The organism is Streptomyces sp. NPDC057428, from assembly GCF_042803195.1.
Classification (GTDB): Bacteria; Actinomycetota; Actinomycetes; order Streptomycetales; family Streptomycetaceae; genus Streptomyces.
This window is the reverse complement of sequence record NZ_JBHVCT010000039.1, coordinates 1-16,128: the sequence shown is the minus strand read 5'-3', so window position 1 is coordinate 16,128 and position 16,128 is coordinate 1. Positions and strand designations below refer to the sequence as shown.

14 protein-coding genes and 2 pseudogenes are annotated in these 16,128 nt (G+C 69.8%); 7 read left to right on the top strand and 9 right to left on the bottom strand.

Features of this window, described 5'->3' with window-relative positions; all coding sequences use genetic code 11:
* Positions 1-3: 3 nt before the first annotated feature.
* Positions 4-444 (bottom strand): Lrp/AsnC family transcriptional regulator, encoded by a 441-nt coding sequence (locus tag ACFU5K_RS17230; protein ID WP_384062027.1) that lies wholly within the window; start codon positions 442-444, stop codon positions 4-6.
* A 202-nt stretch (positions 445-646) separates the two neighbouring features.
* Here ACFU5K_RS17230 and ACFU5K_RS17225 point away from each other — a divergent pair, with 202 nt between their 5' ends.
* Complete coding sequence (locus ACFU5K_RS17225) at positions 647-1,057, top strand: hypothetical protein (RefSeq protein ID WP_384062025.1); 411 nt, start codon at positions 647-649, stop codon at positions 1,055-1,057.
* Positions 1,058-1,469: 412 nt separating this feature from the next.
* Here ACFU5K_RS17225 and ACFU5K_RS17220 read toward each other — a convergent pair whose 3' ends face one another.
* Positions 1,470-2,642: an acyl-CoA dehydrogenase family protein gene (locus ACFU5K_RS17220; RefSeq protein ID WP_384062022.1), complete on the bottom strand. Its 1,173-nt coding sequence runs from the start codon at positions 2,640-2,642 to the stop codon at positions 1,470-1,472.
* A gap of 230 nt (positions 2,643-2,872) precedes the next feature.
* Between ACFU5K_RS17220 and ACFU5K_RS17215 the strand changes: the two genes are divergently transcribed.
* Positions 2,873-3,649 (top strand): glycosyl hydrolase family 18 protein, encoded by a 777-nt coding sequence (locus ACFU5K_RS17215; RefSeq protein ID WP_384062102.1) that lies wholly within the window; start codon positions 2,873-2,875, stop codon positions 3,647-3,649.
* 197 nt (positions 3,650-3,846) lie between these two features.
* Here ACFU5K_RS17215 and ACFU5K_RS17210 read toward each other — a convergent pair whose 3' ends face one another.
* The gene (locus tag ACFU5K_RS17210; protein ID WP_384062019.1) at positions 3,847-4,779 is read right to left on the bottom strand and encodes a M56 family metallopeptidase; all 933 of its coding nucleotides are present in this window, start codon (positions 4,777-4,779) and stop codon (positions 3,847-3,849) included.
* A 3-nt stretch (positions 4,780-4,782) separates the two neighbouring features.
* Positions 4,783-5,184: a BlaI/MecI/CopY family transcriptional regulator gene (locus tag ACFU5K_RS17205; RefSeq protein WP_384062016.1), complete on the bottom strand. Its 402-nt coding sequence runs from the start codon at positions 5,182-5,184 to the stop codon at positions 4,783-4,785.
* Between the two features lie 275 nt (positions 5,185-5,459).
* On the opposite strand from ACFU5K_RS17205, the gene ACFU5K_RS17200 reads away from it, so the two are divergent.
* From ACFU5K_RS17200 to ACFU5K_RS17185, 4 genes are all read left to right on the top strand, one after another.
* A complete protein-coding gene (locus tag ACFU5K_RS17200; RefSeq protein ID WP_384062013.1) occupies positions 5,460-6,845 on the top strand; it encodes an LCP family protein in 1,386 nt (461 codons plus the stop codon).
* 262 nt (positions 6,846-7,107) lie between these two features.
* Positions 7,108-7,314 carry a nucleotidyltransferase domain-containing protein gene (locus tag ACFU5K_RS17195; protein ID WP_384062010.1) on the top strand — a complete coding sequence of 69 codons (207 nt, stop codon included), beginning with the start codon at positions 7,108-7,110 and terminating at the stop codon, positions 7,312-7,314.
* Between the two features lie 129 nt (positions 7,315-7,443).
* Positions 7,444-7,731 (top strand): hypothetical protein, encoded by a 288-nt coding sequence (locus ACFU5K_RS17190; protein WP_384062007.1) that lies wholly within the window; start codon positions 7,444-7,446, stop codon positions 7,729-7,731.
* Positions 7,732-8,553: 822 nt separating this feature from the next.
* Positions 8,554-12,270, top strand: a complete 3,717-nt coding sequence (locus tag ACFU5K_RS17185; RefSeq protein ID WP_384062004.1) for a S8 family serine peptidase — start codon at positions 8,554-8,556, stop codon at positions 12,268-12,270.
* 216 nt (positions 12,271-12,486) lie between these two features.
* Here the strand turns inward: ACFU5K_RS17185 and ACFU5K_RS17180 are convergent.
* From ACFU5K_RS17180 to ACFU5K_RS17170, 3 genes and pseudogenes are all read right to left on the bottom strand, one after another.
* Positions 12,487-12,642 (bottom strand): annotated as a pseudogene (locus tag ACFU5K_RS17180) (transposase); the annotation flags it as partial.
* A 77-nt stretch (positions 12,643-12,719) separates the two neighbouring features.
* Positions 12,720-13,241 (bottom strand): GNAT family N-acetyltransferase, encoded by a 522-nt coding sequence (locus ACFU5K_RS17175; protein WP_384062001.1) that lies wholly within the window; start codon positions 13,239-13,241, stop codon positions 12,720-12,722.
* Positions 13,242-13,387: 146 nt separating this feature from the next.
* Positions 13,388-13,720 (bottom strand): hypothetical protein, encoded by a 333-nt coding sequence (locus ACFU5K_RS17170; RefSeq protein ID WP_384061999.1) that lies wholly within the window; start codon positions 13,718-13,720, stop codon positions 13,388-13,390.
* A gap of 78 nt (positions 13,721-13,798) precedes the next feature.
* On the opposite strand from ACFU5K_RS17170, the gene ACFU5K_RS17165 reads away from it, so the two are divergent.
* Entirely contained in the window at positions 13,799-14,857 is a 1,059-nt protein-coding gene (locus ACFU5K_RS17165) for an IS630 family transposase (protein ID WP_384061996.1), read from the top strand.
* A gap of 193 nt (positions 14,858-15,050) precedes the next feature.
* Here the strand turns inward: ACFU5K_RS17165 and ACFU5K_RS17160 are convergent.
* Both ACFU5K_RS17160 and ACFU5K_RS17155 read right to left on the bottom strand, forming a co-directional pair.
* Positions 15,051-15,516: pseudogene (locus tag ACFU5K_RS17160) on the bottom strand (transposase); the annotation flags it as partial.
* A 114-nt stretch (positions 15,517-15,630) separates the two neighbouring features.
* On the bottom strand, positions 15,631-15,861 hold the full coding sequence (locus ACFU5K_RS17155; RefSeq protein ID WP_384061993.1) for a hypothetical protein: 231 nt from the start codon (positions 15,859-15,861) through the stop codon (positions 15,631-15,633).
* Between the last annotated feature and the right edge of the window lie 267 nt (positions 15,862-16,128).

The window sequence follows — 16,128 nt, the reverse complement described above, 5'->3', positions numbered from 1 at the left end:
GTCTCAGATGCGCGGCGGGCGCGCCTCGTACGGGGTGGAGAGGACGACGGTCGTACGGGTGGACACGCCGGCCAGCGTACGGATGCGCGTGAGCAGGTGCTCCAGCTCCAGGGGGGTGGAGACCCGCACCTTGAGGATGTAGTTCTCGTCCCCCGCGACGCTGTGGCACGCCTCGAGCTCCGGTACACCCGCGAGCCGTTCGGCGATGTCGTCGGCGGCGCTGGGGTCGAAGGGCTTCACCGAGATGAACGCGGTGAGGGGCAGGCCGAGCGCTTCGGGGTCGACGACCGCGGCATAGCCGCGGATCACCCCGCGCTGCTCCAGTCTGCGGACACGCTGATGAACGGCCGAGGTGGACAGGCCCGTGGCCTTGCCCAGGTCGGTGTAGCTCATCCGCCCGTCCTTGACGAGCAACTCCACGATCTGACGGTCCAGCTCCTCCATGCGGATCAACCTATGGCCCCGGGTCCCTCCAAGCACAGCCGTAGGAGGTTCCGAAGAGCTCGTTCGAGGGGCATGTGACGAATACCACAAGTTTACGGGTGGGTAGCGGCTGGGTGTGCGATTACGGCAGACGCGCGGAGGGAAGTGCTTGCTGTGGCCGAGGCCGTGGCGCCTGGCCGGTCCACCTGAGGGGGAAGATCCCATGCAGAGCCTGAAGCTCACCGGACGTACCGAACCGGATCCCGACGAGTACGCCGCCCGCGACGAGGACAGCGCTCCCGACGCGTACGACACATTCGAGATGTACCGGGTCATCTGCCCGGACTGTGCCCAGCCGATCGCCCTGCTGGCGGACGAGGACGTGCTTCCCGAGCACGCCCTGTGCCCCTCGCCGTGGAACCCGTTCGTCCTCACCGTGTGCCCCGGAACGAACCGTGACGCCTCCCACGCACGCCCCGCCGACGAGACCCTCGAGGTCCAGGAGCAGGAGACGGCACTGCTGCTGACGCTCCCTCAGGGCCTGGACTGGCGGATGCAGCCCTTCTCGCACGCCGGCGGACCGGGGTCGCGTCCCGTCAGGTACGTACCCCTGACGCGGCCTCACGCCGCCTGACAACGCTGACAGGAGACGGCACGCTGTGCGCGCCACGCCGGGCGCGCCGACGTGGTGCGCACAGCCGATCGCCCCGTGGCGGGCGTGATACCCGAGGAACGGGCGCACGATTCGGCGGGACAGTGACCCTATGCCCCGTACCGGCGTTGGACCTGTATGACCACGCTGCATCCAACGGCCGGCCCCGTACGTCGCCGGCTCGCCGCGCCCACGACCGGAGAATCGGTTCCGCAACCCGGACCGCTGCCCCGGGAGCACGCCCGGCAGTCCGTGCCGCACCCCAACGATCCGCCCATCTACCGCGCGATGCTGCGCCATTGGGAGAACACCGGCCGGACGCTGCCGGGGCGTCACGATCAGGAGTGGAACCGGATCATGACGACCCCCGTCTGGTCGGACCGTCCGGTCCGGTTCAGCGCGTCTCGGGACCTGCGAGGTGACGGGCGATGACCATGCGCTGGATCTGGTTGGTGCCCTCCACGATCTGCAGCACCTTGGCCTCGCGCATCAGTCGCTCGACGGGGAAGTCGAGCGTGTAGCCGTACCCTCCGAGCACCTGCACGGCATCGGTGGTCACCCGCATGGCCGCATCCGTGCAGAACAGCTTCGCCATCGCCGCCTGCCGGGAGAAGGGCAGGCCGGCGTCGCGGAGCCGCGCCGCCTCCAGGTAGAGCGCCCGCCCCGCCTCGATCTGGGTGGCCATGTCGGCGAGCATGAAGCGCAGCCCCTGGAAGTCCGCGACGGGCCGGCCGAACTGGTGGCGCCCGGTGGCGTATCCGACGGCCTCGTCCAGGGCCGCCTGCGCGACGCCGATGGCACACGCGGCGATACCGAGGCGCCCCGAGTCGAGGGCGGACAGAGCGATGGCGAAGCCCTGCCCCTCCTCGCCGATCCGGCGGTCGCCCGAGATCCTTACGCCGTCGAAGTGCATCTGGGCGGTGGGCGAGCCCTTCATGCCCATCTTCTTCTCGGGCAGGGCAGCGTCGAGTCCCGCGGCGTCTGCGGGAACCAGGAAGGCGGTGATACCTCGGGGGCCCTCCACACCGGTCCGGGCCAGCACGGTGTAGAAGTCGGCCACGCCGCCGTGGGTGATCCAGGCCTTGGTGCCGGTGAGGACCCAGCCGTCGGCGTCGCGCACGGCCTTCGTGCGGAGCGAGGCCGCGTCGGAGCCCGATGACGGCTCGGAGAGGCAGTAGGCGCCGAGCAGTCCGCCTCCGAGCATCGCCGGAAGGTGGGCGGACCGTTGCTCGTCCGTGCCGAATCCGGCGAGTGCGTGACAGGCCAGCGAGTGAACACTGACGCCGAGGCCGACGGTGAGCCTGGCCGCTGCCAACTCCTCCAGGACCTGCAGGTAGACCTCGTAGGGCTGATCGCCGCCGCCGTGCGCGGAGTCGTAGGGGAGGCCGAGCAGTCCGGCCTCCGAGAGCAGGGTGAAGACCTCGCGCGGGAAGACTCCCGTTTCCTCCTCGTCGGCCGCCCGGGGAGCGATCTCCTTGGACACGATGTCGCGGACGAGCTCGATGAGCTGCCGGGACTCCTCGGTGGGCAGTCGGCGTTCCACGGGCTGCGGGGCACGGTCGGACATGACGGTGCTCTCCTCCCTGTCGGGGGTTACGACGGTCGCGCGCGCGGGGTGTGAGCGGCTCCGCCGGACGGTCCCGGGCGATGCCCGGAAATCTACGGCTCCCCAGCCGATCCTGCCTTCCCGGATCACGGGAGGCGCTGGCCAGCGGCTGTGGCGCGTCGAGTATGCCCGATCGGAGCGCTTCCGTCACCGGGGGTTTGCTCCCTTGATCACCGAAATTGGTCCGAACCATTGGCCCAACTGGTCTAGCCCTTCTACGGTCTCCCTCACCACCTCATCGCGTCCATGCCAACGTCCAGGGCGGCAAGTGCACCATCGGCGACAGCTACGCCGACCACGAGAAGGCCTACACGGCGGACCAGCCGGTCGACGGGGTCGCGGACACCTGGGACCAGGAACTGCGCGGCAACTTCAACCAGTTGCGCAAGCTGAAGAAGCTCCACCCAGGCCTGAAGGTCATCTGGTCTTTCGGCGGCTGGAGTTGGTCGGGCGGCTTCAGCGAGGCCGCGCAGGATCCGGCCACCTTCGCGGAGTCCTGCCACAGCCTGGTCGAGGACCCACGCTGGGCCGACGTCTTCGACGGCATCGACATCGACTGGGAGTACCCGAACGCCTGCGGCCTGACCTGTGACACCAGCGGCCGTGACGCCTACGGCGACCTCCTGTCGGCGCTCCGCTCGAAGTTCGGTACGGACAGCCTGATCACCTCCGCGATCACGGCCGACGGCTCCGTCGGCGGCAAGATCGACGCGGTGGACTACGCGGGCGCGGCGGAGTACGAGGCGGGCATCGGGGACTACAAGGTCCTGAAGAACAGCTGCCCCGCCACCGGCACGGTCGCGGGCACGGCGTACGCCCACTGCGGCACGAACTGGTGGAGCTACGACACCCCGGCCACCATCGGGACGAAGATGGCCCACAAGGCCGATCAGGGCCTCGGAGGCACCTTCTTCCGGGAGCTCAGCGGCGACACGGCCGACGGTGAGCTCATCAAGGCCATCAACTAGCCCTGACGGGGTACACGCACCGCAGGGCGGGTCAGGGGTGGGGTGCCGGGCGGGCGCTCCACCCCACCCTTCGTAAGGGGCCGTGGGGGCATCCGGCCGCCGGGGGACGAGGTCACCGTCGCTGACCGGCAGGCGCGTGCGGTCGGCCCGTCGGGCCCGGTCCGGGGTCGCGTCGAGTCCGGCCCCGGCGGGCACCGTCAGAGAGGCGTGGCGGCCTTCAGGATGAAGAACAGGGTGACAGCCGAGTTCGCCGACGCCAGGGCGGAGAACGCCGTACCGGCCGCCGCAACCCACACGGCCAGCCCCACGGTTGTCGACAGCGGCGGCCATGCCCGCGCCGCGGGCGCGGGACCGAGCAGGGCCGCGACCCGGCGCGGGACGGGCCCGGGCGCCGCCAGCGCCGCGAGCGTGGAGAGCGGGGCACCCGGGGACATCAGGGCCGCCTTGCCGATCGCCCGGGCCACACTGCGCCGGTCCCCCACGGCGAGCGCCGCCTCCTCGTCGGCCCAGCGCTCGCTCGTGTACCCGACCGCCGTACCGAGCGGGCGAAGGAACGGGTTCGCCCTCGCGGCCAGTTGCACCGTCAGCAGGAAGCGGTGGTGCGCGCCGGCCAGGTGCGCCCGCTCGTGGGCGAACAGTGCCCGCCGCTCCGGTCCGCCGAGGGCCGAGAGCATGCCCGTGGTGACGACGACCCGGCCGTGCGGCCTGCCCGGGAGGGCGTACGCGTACGGTGTCGCGTCCGGCAGGAGTACCACCTTCCTGGGCGGCAACCCGGCCAGCGCGAGATGCGCCCGCCGGCGTACCAGGAAGTGGCGTGCCGCCGTCCATCCGCAGGAGGCGAACACGGCGAGCAGGAGCGGGATGGCCACCCTTCCGGCGAACTCGTCGTACGGGACGGCCTCCCGCACCTCGGGGTCGGACCATCCGTCGGGCAGGGGGTTGCCCGGCAGTTGCGCGGTACCGACCACGACCATCAGGACGAGCGACAGCGTGCTGCACACGGCGAGCACCGTCGCGACACCCGACAGGAGCCAGGTCGCGGTGCGCGGATGCAGGTGCTGCTCGGCCAGGCGTGCGACCGGCCAGGCGCTCAGGGGCAGCACCATCGGCAGGAAGACGAAGATCCCCATGCGTCAGTCTTCCCCTTCGCCCGCCGCCCCCGCCAGCAGTTCCCTGAGCAGCCGCTCGTCGCCGGGCGGCAGCGCGGTCACGAAACTCGCCAGCACCGCCTCGCGGTTCGCCTCGGCGTCGAGCACCTTGCGCATCCGAAGGGCCGCCAGGCCCGACTCGTCCGTCGTCGCCGTCCACGCGAACGAGCGGCCCGAACGCTCCCGCTCGACAACGCCCTTGACGTGCAGCCGGGTGAGGATGGTGATCACCGTCGTGTAGGCGAGACCGCTGCCGAGACGCTCCTGGACCCAGCCGGCGTTCACCGGGTGCGGGGCACGGCGCAGCTCCGCCAGCACCTGGCTCTCGAGCTCTCCCTGACCCCTGCGGCGGGGCTGCCGGGCACCGCCCTGGTTCTGGCCGGTCATGGCGTCTCGCTCCTGCCGCGGTGCCCGGAGATGCCCGGCGCCTGGGCCGTTCATCGTACTGAGATACGACCCGCCGTCCGCAGTCGTCCCTGCCACGCCGCCCGGCCCCGGGTGGTGACGCCCTCACCCCGGCAGGAGGAACAATGTGTGCACCGGGGGCGGAAAGGCGGCCGGGCGGACAACTTCTACAGGAATGTAGATGCTCCGCCTCGGACCGCGCGAGAATACACGGGGGCGCATGGGTCACATCCATGCCCATGACCGGAGGGAAGCGCATGCAAGGGGCACAGGGGCGGGGGCGCCGTGGGCGCGGCGGGGCCCACGGGCCGGTCCGCCTCACACGTCGCGGCAGGTACCTCGCCTGGACCGTCGGCGTCCTGGCCGTACTGCTCGCCGGTGGCGGCGGCGCCGGAGCGTGGGTCTACCGGAGTCTGGACGCGAACATCCACGCAGGCGACATCGACGGCAAGATCGGCGGGGACCGGCCCGACAACCTCAGCCCCGGGGCCCTGAACATCCTCGTCGTGGGCTCGGACAGCCGCGACGGGGCCAACGCGAAGTACGGCAAGGACCTGGACACCATGCAGTCCGACACGCTGATGGTGCTGCACCTGTCGGCCGACCGGAAGTGGGGCACGGTGGTCTCCATGCCGCGGGACTCCTGGGTCCCGATAGCGGCCTGCGACAGGGGCGACGGCACCACCTCGGCGCCGCACCGGGCGAAGATCAACGAGGCGTTCGCCATCGGTGGCGCGAAGGGCGATGTCGGAGGCGCCGCCGCCTGCACCATCAGGACCATCGAGCAGAACACCGGTCTGCGCATCGACCACTTCCTTTCGGTCGACTTCCAGGGGTTCAAGGGAATGGTCAACGCCGTCGACGGGATCGAGGTCTGCCCCGAGCAGGCGATGCGCGACGAGAAGGCCCACCTCGAACTGGAAGCGGGCTGCCAGACGGTCAAGGACGAGGAGGCCCTCGGCTACGTCCGCACCCGTTACAGCGTCGGTGACGGTTCCGACATCGGCCGGATAGGGCGCCAGCAGGAGTTCATGGAGGCACTGGCCGCGAAGGCACGGAAGAAGCTGACCAGTCCCGGCGCCATGTACGGCGTCCTGGACTCGGCGACGAAGTCCGTGACGACGGATCCGAAGCTCGCCGGGATCAAGCCGCTGACCTCACTCGCGTCGGACATCCGGTCGATCGCGTCCGACAGGCTGGCCTTCCTCACCGTTCCGAACTACCCGCGCGAGCTCGACGTCCCGACGGACAAGGCCAACATCTCCTGGCAGTACCCCCAGGCACAGGATCTGTTCACCGCTCTGGCCAGGGACGAGGAGGTCGACAAGGACCGGCTGACGACGCCTGCACCCCTGGCCGCGCGGACCATCCGCGTGCAGGCGCTCAACGGCACCGGCGAGGCCGGCGCGGCCGCCGGAGCAGCGGAGCAACTGCGCCTCGCGGGCTACTCGGTCACCGGGACCGCCAACGCCGGGGAGACGGGCGGGAAGACCTCGGTCACCTGCCCTCCCGGCCTGGAGGAGCAGGCGCGCGCGGTGGCTCAGCGCCTGCGCAGGCCGGTGAAACCCCGGGCGGACGCGGACGCGGCACCTGGCCTCGTCACCCTCACGATCGGCACGGACTTCGAAGGGGTACGCGGCTGACGCGGACGCGGACGGGCGGGGACGCGAGCCAGTAGACGTAACAAACCCGGCGGGCTGCTGCGCCTGGCTTCGAGCGCGCGCCCCGGGAGGATCGTGGCACAAGCAACCGCGACGCCGCTCCCCATTTGCCGGTCGGTCTTAACGATGTCCGTCGGTGCCCCTGATACTCATGGACGTCTATGAGCGCAAGGGGTCAGCGAGCAACACGGCACCCCAGCCAGAACGTTGACAGCGCCAGCCTGGTCACCGGGAGTATGGGCCGGTGAGTGCTGACGTGTTGGGACGCTGGGTGCCGGATCGTCCCGAAGATGTGGCCTCGGTCTTCGCCGAGGCGGACTTCCCGTGGTGGATCGCCGGTGGCTACGCGATCGAACTCGCGGTCGGCCGCGAGCTGCGCGCACACGGCGATCTCGACGTCGTAGTTCTATGGCGTGACCAGGCGCTCGTACGTGAACTGTTGGCCACCTGAGACCTGTAGGTGGCGGACCCGCCCGGCCAGGGAGAGCTTCGACCGTGGTGTCCTGGAGAGGTCCTTCGGCCGCCGCTCCATGACATCTGGTGCCGCCGCACGTCCAAGGCGCCCTGGTCGGTACAGCTCATGCTGGACGAAGCCGAGGGCACCAAGTGGGTCTCGCGGCGCACCCCGGTAGTCCGGCTCCCGATCGACCAGCTCGGGCAAACGAACAAGGCAGACAGCCCCTACCTCGCGCCCGAAGTGCAGCTCTTCTACAAGGCAAAGGCGACCCGGGACAAGGACGAGACCGACTTCGAAGCGGTACTGCCGCTGCTCGCCGCTCCGGCACGCGCCTGGCTGGCGAACGCGGTCAAAGTGATCGCGCCCAACCATCCCTGGCTTCGCCGGCTCCTTCCGGTCAACCGAACGTGAGCAGCGGAACGTCGTAGGGGTCAGGGTTTCGGGGCCGGGTGATGGTGAGCGACGTGACCGCCACGATCAGCAGCTCGCTGAGGAACTGGACCTCGGCGCTGAGGAGATGGCTCGTCCTGCCGTCGGCCGGCTGGGCCTTCGGGCCGACGGAGACGCGGATGTGCGGAAGGTCCCGCCGACGGCCGGGTCGTGGGCGAGCGTGCCCGCGCCGAACGCCTCGACGTTGGTGACCACGTCTTCGCCCAGACCGAGGGCGGTCTCCGGCACGGGGACCGCACCCTCTGGAACGCACTCGACCTCGACGTGGCGCCCGGGGAGTTCTGGCGGTCTTGGGACCGAGCAGCTCCGTGCAGAACCAGCTTGATCCAGGCCCTCCTTGGCCGCCGGCCACTCTCCCGCGGCGCCTTGCGCGTGCTCGGCGCAGATCCCCGGCGCGCCGCGCGTCACATCGGGTACGTGCCGCAGCAGGGCGCCGGCCCCGCGCCCGCCGTGCGCTTGAGGCACCGCGTCACCAGCGAAGGGGGCCGCCATGCGTCAGGCGCTTGCCATCCCGGCGCTTCGGCCCCCGGCCTGCCACCTCACACCACGGAGTGGCGGCGACACCCCCCCCCTTTGTAATGGAAATCATTTTCATATAACGTGGCCTCGACCTTATCGAGGTGTAGCAGCCGCCCGAAGCGCACGACCCATCCAGGCCCCAAGTCCGCCCACCAGCTTGCGCGTAGCTGCCCTCCTCATCCAGTCAAGCCTTTCATCCTTCGATGTGGCCACAGTCGCCTCTTCGATGCCTTTCACTGCACGTTTCTGTTCCGGAGCTCCTTCATGTCCCGTATCCCTATCCCCAGACCTGTTCCGTCCATCGTCGCGATAGCAGGCGTTCTGGCGGTCGGTATCGCGCCGGCCACGGCCGCCGTATCCGCGGACCAGACCGGTCGCGGGCCCGCCGCCGGTGCCGCACAACGCCCACCCGGCAGCGGCGGCACGCACACCGTGACCCTGATCACCGGCGACAAGGTCACCATCGGCACGGCGTCCGACGGCACCGTCATCCGGTCCTTCGAGGGCGTGAACGGGACCACCACCGGTTTCCACCGCGCCGTCGTCGACGGAGCCACGTACGTCTACCCCGACGCGGCCCTGCCCTTCGTCGGCGCCGGCACGCTGGACAAGCAGTTGTTCAACGTGACGAAGCTGATTGCCGACGGCTACGACGACGCGCACTCCTCCCGGTTGCCTCTCATCGTCGGCTACACCGACGCGGCGGCCCGGTCCCGGACCCAGCGGACCGTGGCTGGTTCGAACATCGTCCGGCAGTTGGACAGCATCCAGGGCGCGGCCGTCGCCCAAGACCGTAAGAAGGCCGCGACGTTCTGGTCCGCGCTCACCGGCGGTTCCGGGGCAGATGTGGTCCGTTCGGCAAAGCCCTCCTTCGCGGGCGGGATCGCCAAGGTCTGGCTCGACGGCAAGGTGCAGGCCAACCTGGCCGACTCGACCGCGCAGATCGGCGCACAGAAGGTCTGGGCGGAGGGCAACACCGGCAAGGGCGTCGAGGTCACAGTCCTCGACAGCGGCATCGACGCAGAACACCCCGACCTCAAGGGCCAGCTCGACGCCACCGCCAGCTTCGTCCCCTACGAGGAGGACGTAGCCGACTACAACGGTCACGGCACCCACGTCGCCTCGACCATCGCGGGCACCGGCAGCGCCTCCGAGGGCAAGGAGCGTGGCGTCGCCCACGGCGCCCGGCTGAACATCGGCAAGGTCCTCGATACCGAGGGCAGGGGCCAGGAGTCCTGGATCATCGCGGGCATGGAGTGGGCCGCCCGGGACCAGCATGCCAAGGTCATCAGCATGAGCCTGGGCGGCGGCGGTGACGCGAGCGACCCGATGAGCCAGACGGTCGACCGGCTCAGCCGCGAGACCGGCGCACTGTTCGTCATCGCAGCGGGCAACAGCGGCCCGAACTCCATCGGCAGCCCCGGCGCAGCGGATGCCGCGCTGACCGTCGGCGCCGTGGACTCCGCTGACCATCTCGCCGACTTCTCCAGCACCGGCCCGCGTTCCGGCGACGGCGGTCTGAAGCCGGAGATCACCGCCCCCGGCGTCGACATCCTGGCGGCCCGTTCCCACTACAAGCGCGGCGCAGGCTACTACACCACGATGAGCGGCACCTCGATGGCGACGCCGCACGTCGCGGGCGCGGCCGCGCTGCTGGCCGCCGAGCACCCCGACTGGACGGGCTCCCAGCTGAAGGAAGCCCTGGTAAGCAGCGCCAAGGCGACCCCGTCGTACACGCCGCACCAGGCAGGTGCGGGCCGTCTCGACGCGGCAGCCGCGGTGCACGCCTCGGTCTTCGCGACCGTCAGCGCCTATTCCGGCTTCCACACCTGGCCGGCCGAGCCGGGCGAGACTGAGGTCCGGAAGGTGACGTACACCAACGTCGGCGACGCGCCGGTCACCCTCGACCTCGCGGTCGAAGGCACCGTTCCGGCACAGCTGTTCACGCTCTCCGACAGCCACGTAACTGTCCCCGCGCACGGCACCGCCTCTGTCGACGTCACGGCGGCCGTGGACCGGTTGACGGCCGACCAGCCGGTGAGCGCCATAGTCACCGGTATGGACGGCTCCGGGAAGGTCAGGGCGCGCACCCTGATCGGCGCCGCGCTGGAAGGGCAGCGGCAGAACCTGAAGGTCGTCGCGAAGGACCGCTCGGGCAAGCCGCTGGCTGGCCGGGTCACGCTCTCCGCCGAGGGCATGTTCACCGTCATGGACCTCGACGAGTCCGGCACCGGCTCGGTGCGGCTGCCCGTCGGCACCTACAGCGGCTGGCTCACCTCCGACGTCCCGGGGGCGGGCGGTCCGCACTCCCTGGGCATGGCGCTGCTGGCCTTCAACGACGTACGGCTGAACCAGGACCGCACGGTCACCCTCGATGGCCGCAAGACCCGTCAGGTCCTGGCCCGGGTGCCGCAGCGGACCACGGCCGTCGCACCGCGCCTGGACGTCCACCGGTCGTTCTCCAGTTCCCTTGTCGAGTCCTCGATGCTGCCCAACGAGACGTACGACAGCATCTGGGCGCTGCCGACCGGTAAAAAGGTCACCGACGGCGAGTTCGAGTTCGGCGCCCGCTTCCGCCTGGAGCAGCCGGCGCTGACCCTCGCCACGAAGTCGAAGACCTACGCCGACCCGCTGGTCAAGCGCGGGGCCAAGCCCCTGCCAGCCGGCACCCGCACGCTCACCGCGGTCTACGCCGGTGATGGCACGGCCGCCGAGCTGGCCCGCCACAAGCCGCGCGGCAAGGCCGTAGTGGTGCGGGGCGGCGACCCGGCCGCGATCAAGACGCAGGCCGCGGCCGCGGCGGCCGCGGGCGTTCAGGTGCTCCTGGTGGTCAACGACGGCATCGGCCGGCTGCAGCCCTGGGACGAGAACCCCTGGAGCCCGCAGAGCCCGGCACCTCTGACGGTGGCCACCCTCAACGCCGACCAGGGCGCCGACCTCATCGGAGCGCTCAGGCATGGCCCGGTCAAGCTGAAGGTCACCTCCAACCCCACCACCGACTACCTCTACGACGTGGTGCACCACTGGACCGGCGCCGTCCCGGCAGACCCGACCTGGCGGGCCACGCAGCGCGACCTGGGTAAGGTAGCCGTCTCCTTCCGCAACCACCGCCAGGGCAAGGCGATGGAGTTCCGCCCCGACCTCTGGCGGGGCTGGGTGGTCGGCAACCAGCTCACGGCACCCGCGCAGGGCGACCGCACCGACTGGGTCACCGCCGGCGCAACCTGGCAGGACGACGCCTTCATCCAGGGCGAGACTGGGCAGCACTCGATCGACGTCCTGCGCTACCCGGCCGGGAAGACCGGCAAGGTCTCCTGGTTCGGCCCGATCCAGCGCCCCCGGATGGGCCCGATCGGCTACCAGCCGGTCCGCTACCTCGACGGGGTCTACATCCCGGCGCCCGGCTGGGGCGACTCGGGCTCGGGCCACGTCGGCGAGGCCTACGCCAACTACAAGGCAAAGAACTGGATGGCGCTCTACCAGGGCGACCAGCAGCTCGACTGGGGCAACGCCGAGTACCTGCCTGTCACGGGCCTCGCCCCCAAGCGACTGCCCTACCGGCTGGTTGTCGACAACGACCGCGCGGAGTGGACCCACCCGTACTCCACACACACGCTGACGAAGTGGAACTTCACCTCCGCGGCCACCGGCAGCGAGGCGGCAGAGTCCCTGCCGCTCATCCAGCTCGACTACGGCGTGGACACCGACAAGGCCGGCCGCGCTGACCGGCACGCCAAGCTGACCGTGACCGCCTCGCACCTGCCCGGCACGACCGCCGCGATCGGGAAGCCCTCACTCGAAGTCTCCTACGACGACGGCAAGACCTGGCAGAGGACCGGCCTGGACCGCAGCGGCAGCAGTTGGCGGACGAGCCTGCGCGCCCCGAAGTCCGCGGGCTTCGCCGCACTCCGGGTCACCGCCCGGGACAATGCGGGCAACACCGTCTCACAGACGATCACCCGGGCCTTCGGCCTGCGCTGACACCACCGCAGTACCCAATGCGGGGCGGGACCGCGACCAGCGGCTCCGCCCTGCGTGGTTGGAGCCCGGGCACGACGGCTTCGAGCGCCACCTATCGCGCCCGATGCCCCGGCCCAGGGCCTCGCGAGAAACAGGCGCCAAGGGGCTCTCGGGCACGAAGGAACAGGGATGACGTTAGCGAAGATGATCGGGCTCTCCTGTCGGATCCGTGGGTGGTCAGTTCGGGAGTTGACGGCCTGGTAGGTGGGGGCGGTGGCCGCCGAGGCTGAGCATGGCCAGGGCGATGAGGGCGGTGGCGTCCTTGAAGCCGAAGGCCATGCGGGTGATCAGTCGGATCTTGGTGTTCATGCTCTCGACCAGGCCGTTACTCAGTGCTGCTCCGCGCAAGTTCGTGAAGGGGTGATTGTGGCTGAGCGCTCCGGCGGGCATTGTGTGGCGTGCTCAGGGTGTCAGTGGTCACCTGGGCGTGCTGGAGTGTCATGGGCCCAGGTGTGCAGGATGAAGGCCCGGCCTTTCCCTTCGACTCGTTCTGGCTCGTGGTTGGTGAGGCGGAACTCCAGGGCTCGTGCGACAGCGATGCTGGGGGCGTTGTCAGCCTCGATTTCCAGAAGCACGCGGGGCAGTTCCAAGATCTGGTGGGCGTAGTCGGTCATGAGCTGTGCGGCACGCAGGGCCAGGCGTTGTCCGCGGTGGGCGGTTCCGACGGCATAGCCCATGGTGCCTCGGGAGTGGTTGAGCAGCACTTCGCCGAGGGGTTTGTGGCCGTCGGTTGTGATGGCGAGGTGGAGCCGTTGTCCCTCGGCTCGGGTGCGGTGGATCATCTCCAGGTACTCGCGTGCCGCCTCCATGTCGAAGGGCGAGGACAGCGGGGTGCGGTCAGCGATTTCGGGCTCGTCGAACAGTTCGACCATGGCAGGCAGGTCCGCGTTCTTCCACTCCCGCAGTATGAGTTCGTGGCTGGCCAGCCGCACGGGCTAGACGGGCAGCGGCATGGGATTCTCCAGGTGGATCGAAGACGGGGCGTTGATCCCACGCTGCCCGGGCATCGTGCGGCCGCGGGTGCGGCTTCGCTGGCTGAAGCTTGAAAAGCGTCACGCGGGCGGTTCGGTCTCAGTGGTCAGGATGTCGGGTCGCCGAGGTAGAGGCCGCAAGCACAGTCGAGGGCTTCTTCGGGGGAGCCGAAGGGCAGGCCGGTCGGCAGGAAGTTGTCCTGGTACTTGCTGCTGCTGGCGAGGTAGATGGCGAAGCCCCAGGTGTGCAGGACGCCGGTGAAGCGCAGGCGGCACAGGGGAAGTACTTCCGCCTCGTCGGGCGACTCCCCCGCCACGTAGGCGAACCCGGCTCGGAAGCGGACCTGGACGCCGGTGAGCTGGGGCCAGCGCTCCTTGGCTCGGGCGTTCAGCCGGTGGCTCAGGTGGTGCTGCATCGACTCGGGCGGGTTCTTCGGCACGGGGTCCATCCTGCAGGGTTCCGCCCCGACACGCCATGATCATCTCTCGAGTTGGGGCGGACGGGCGGGGTGCCGGGCATGGATGCGGTGGTGGTGGAGCTGGACCAGGAGGTGCGCAAGCGCCTGACAAGGGTGGCTGTCTCGGCAAAAGCGCAGGTGAGAGAAGTCCTCCGGGCCCGGATCGTGCTGGCCGCCGCCGAGGGCTCGAGCAATGGCGCCATCGCGCGGAAACTGGCGGTCGCCGTGAACACAGTCCGCAAGTGGCGCGGCCGGTTCGCGCGGCAGGGGCCGGACGGGCTCAAGGACGCCGACCGCTCGGGACGTCCCAAGACCTACGGCCCCGAGGTGCGGGTAGCCATCGTGGCCGCGGCCACCAGCGCACCTCCCCACCCTGAGGCGACCTGGTCGCACCGCACGATCGCCGCCCGGGTCGCCGGCACCGTCTTCGCCGCCATCTCAGCCTCCCAAGTCGGCCGGATTCTGGCGGACTTGGACCTCAAGCCGCACCGGGTCCGCGGCTGGCTCACCCGCCGCGACACCCCCGACTTCTGGGACCGCGCCGCGGACGTGTGCGACCTTTACCGCAACCCGCCCCAGTGCGCCGTGGTCCTGTCCATCGACGAGAAGACCGCGATCGCCGCCCGCTCCCGGCGACACCCCGGCCGCCCCGCCCGGCCCGACGCCCCCGCCCGCCAGGAGTTCGAGTACCGCCGCCACGGCACCGCCTGCCTGCTCGCCGCCCTCGACGTGCGCACCGGCGAGGTCCTCACCGAGGTCATCGCCCGCAACGACGCGGTGACCTTCACCGCCTTCCTCGACCAGCTCGACTCGGCCATCGCCCCAGGCCAGGACATTCACATCGTCCTGGACAACGGCTCCTCCCACACCGCCAAGCACACCAAGAAGTGGCTGGCCGCGCACCCGCGCTGGACCGTGCACTGGACCCCGCCGCACGCCTCCTGGTTGAACCAGATCGAGCTGTACTTCTCCGCCATGACCCGCCGGGTCCTGCGCCACGGCGACTTCTCCAGCCGCGACGACCTCATCGACAAACTGGAGACCTACGTCATCGGCCGCAACGAAACCGCCAAGCCCTACAAGTGGACCTACGACGGCACCCCGCTCAAGACGGCCTGATCGGCCCGAATATCCCTCCACGAACTTCCGCGGAGCAGCACTCAGTCCGTGGTCGGCGGCTGCGGTGATGGCGTCCCAGTGTTTGACGATGGAGCGCTGGAGTTTCACGAAGGGTTCCACGCCCGCCCGGCGAAGGGCCGCCGTCGGCGGTGCGGGATCTGCGGGCGGCGGTGCGCCAAGTTCGACAACGGTGAGGCCATCCTCAAACCCTCCTTGAGTAGGTAGGCGCGGTGCAGGACCGGGTGGGCCTTGGCGATGAACGCGAGCTGGGCCTGCTGGCCGGCGGTCAGGTCCTCGGGCCGCTTCCACAGCGCCCAGCGGGCTTTCTTCAGCGACTTCGACCCTGCGGTGACGCGGCCCTTGCCGCCTCGCTCGGCGTTCCATACCTGACGGCGGACCGCGTCCAGGGCATCGGTCGCCCACTGGACCACATGGAAGGGGTCCATGACGCGGACCGCGCCCGGGCAGCGCTCGGCGACCACAGAGGCAATCCACTCCGCGGCATCCGCGCTCACATGCGTAATCCTCGCCGAGCGCTCCTCGCCGAGCAGGTCGAAGAACCTCCGCAGGGTGGCCTTGTCCCGCCCGGCCGCCGCCCACACCAGGCGTCCTGACTCGTGGTCAACAACGATAGTGAGGTACTTGTGGTGGCGCTTGTGTTGGGTCGGGGACGGGACGCCGTGCGTCCTCTAAGACGTCGGTCTTCCCGTCCCCGCCCGCCGAACCGGACGTGCCTGTTGGCCAGGCATCCGGCTCTCCACGTGATCCGATGTTCAGGTGACGAGTTCGCTGACCTGGCCGACGAAGGCCACATCGTCATGACTGGTCCGGCGGAAACGCGCTCCGTCCGGATCAACCTCATCGATGTTGTACGGCGTGCTGATCTGCGCACCGCGGAAGCGGTAGCGTTCGACCTTCATCTTCGCCGGGTTGTAGAGGACCACGTCGTCCTCCGTGATGCGGTCGGCCCCGTAGAAGCGCCGCCGCAGTTCTTTCCAGGTCATGTGCGGGTGCTTGCGGCGGATCCAGAGGAGCATTCTCCACCACGCGTACCAGCCGAGGTAAGAAGCTGTCCTCTTACCGATCTTGACGTGTGTCAGTCGCACGGGAGTGTGGGGCGGGCCGCCGGTTCGGATGATCTTCCGCTCGTGTGCGCATGAAAGCAGGGCCTCCTGGTAGTAGGGCTTTGTTAGCTACCCCGGTTGATCGTCGTCAGGTACGTTGTGATGTCCTGTCAGGTGTGACACCTGAGGAGATGGAGAGGGTCCGCC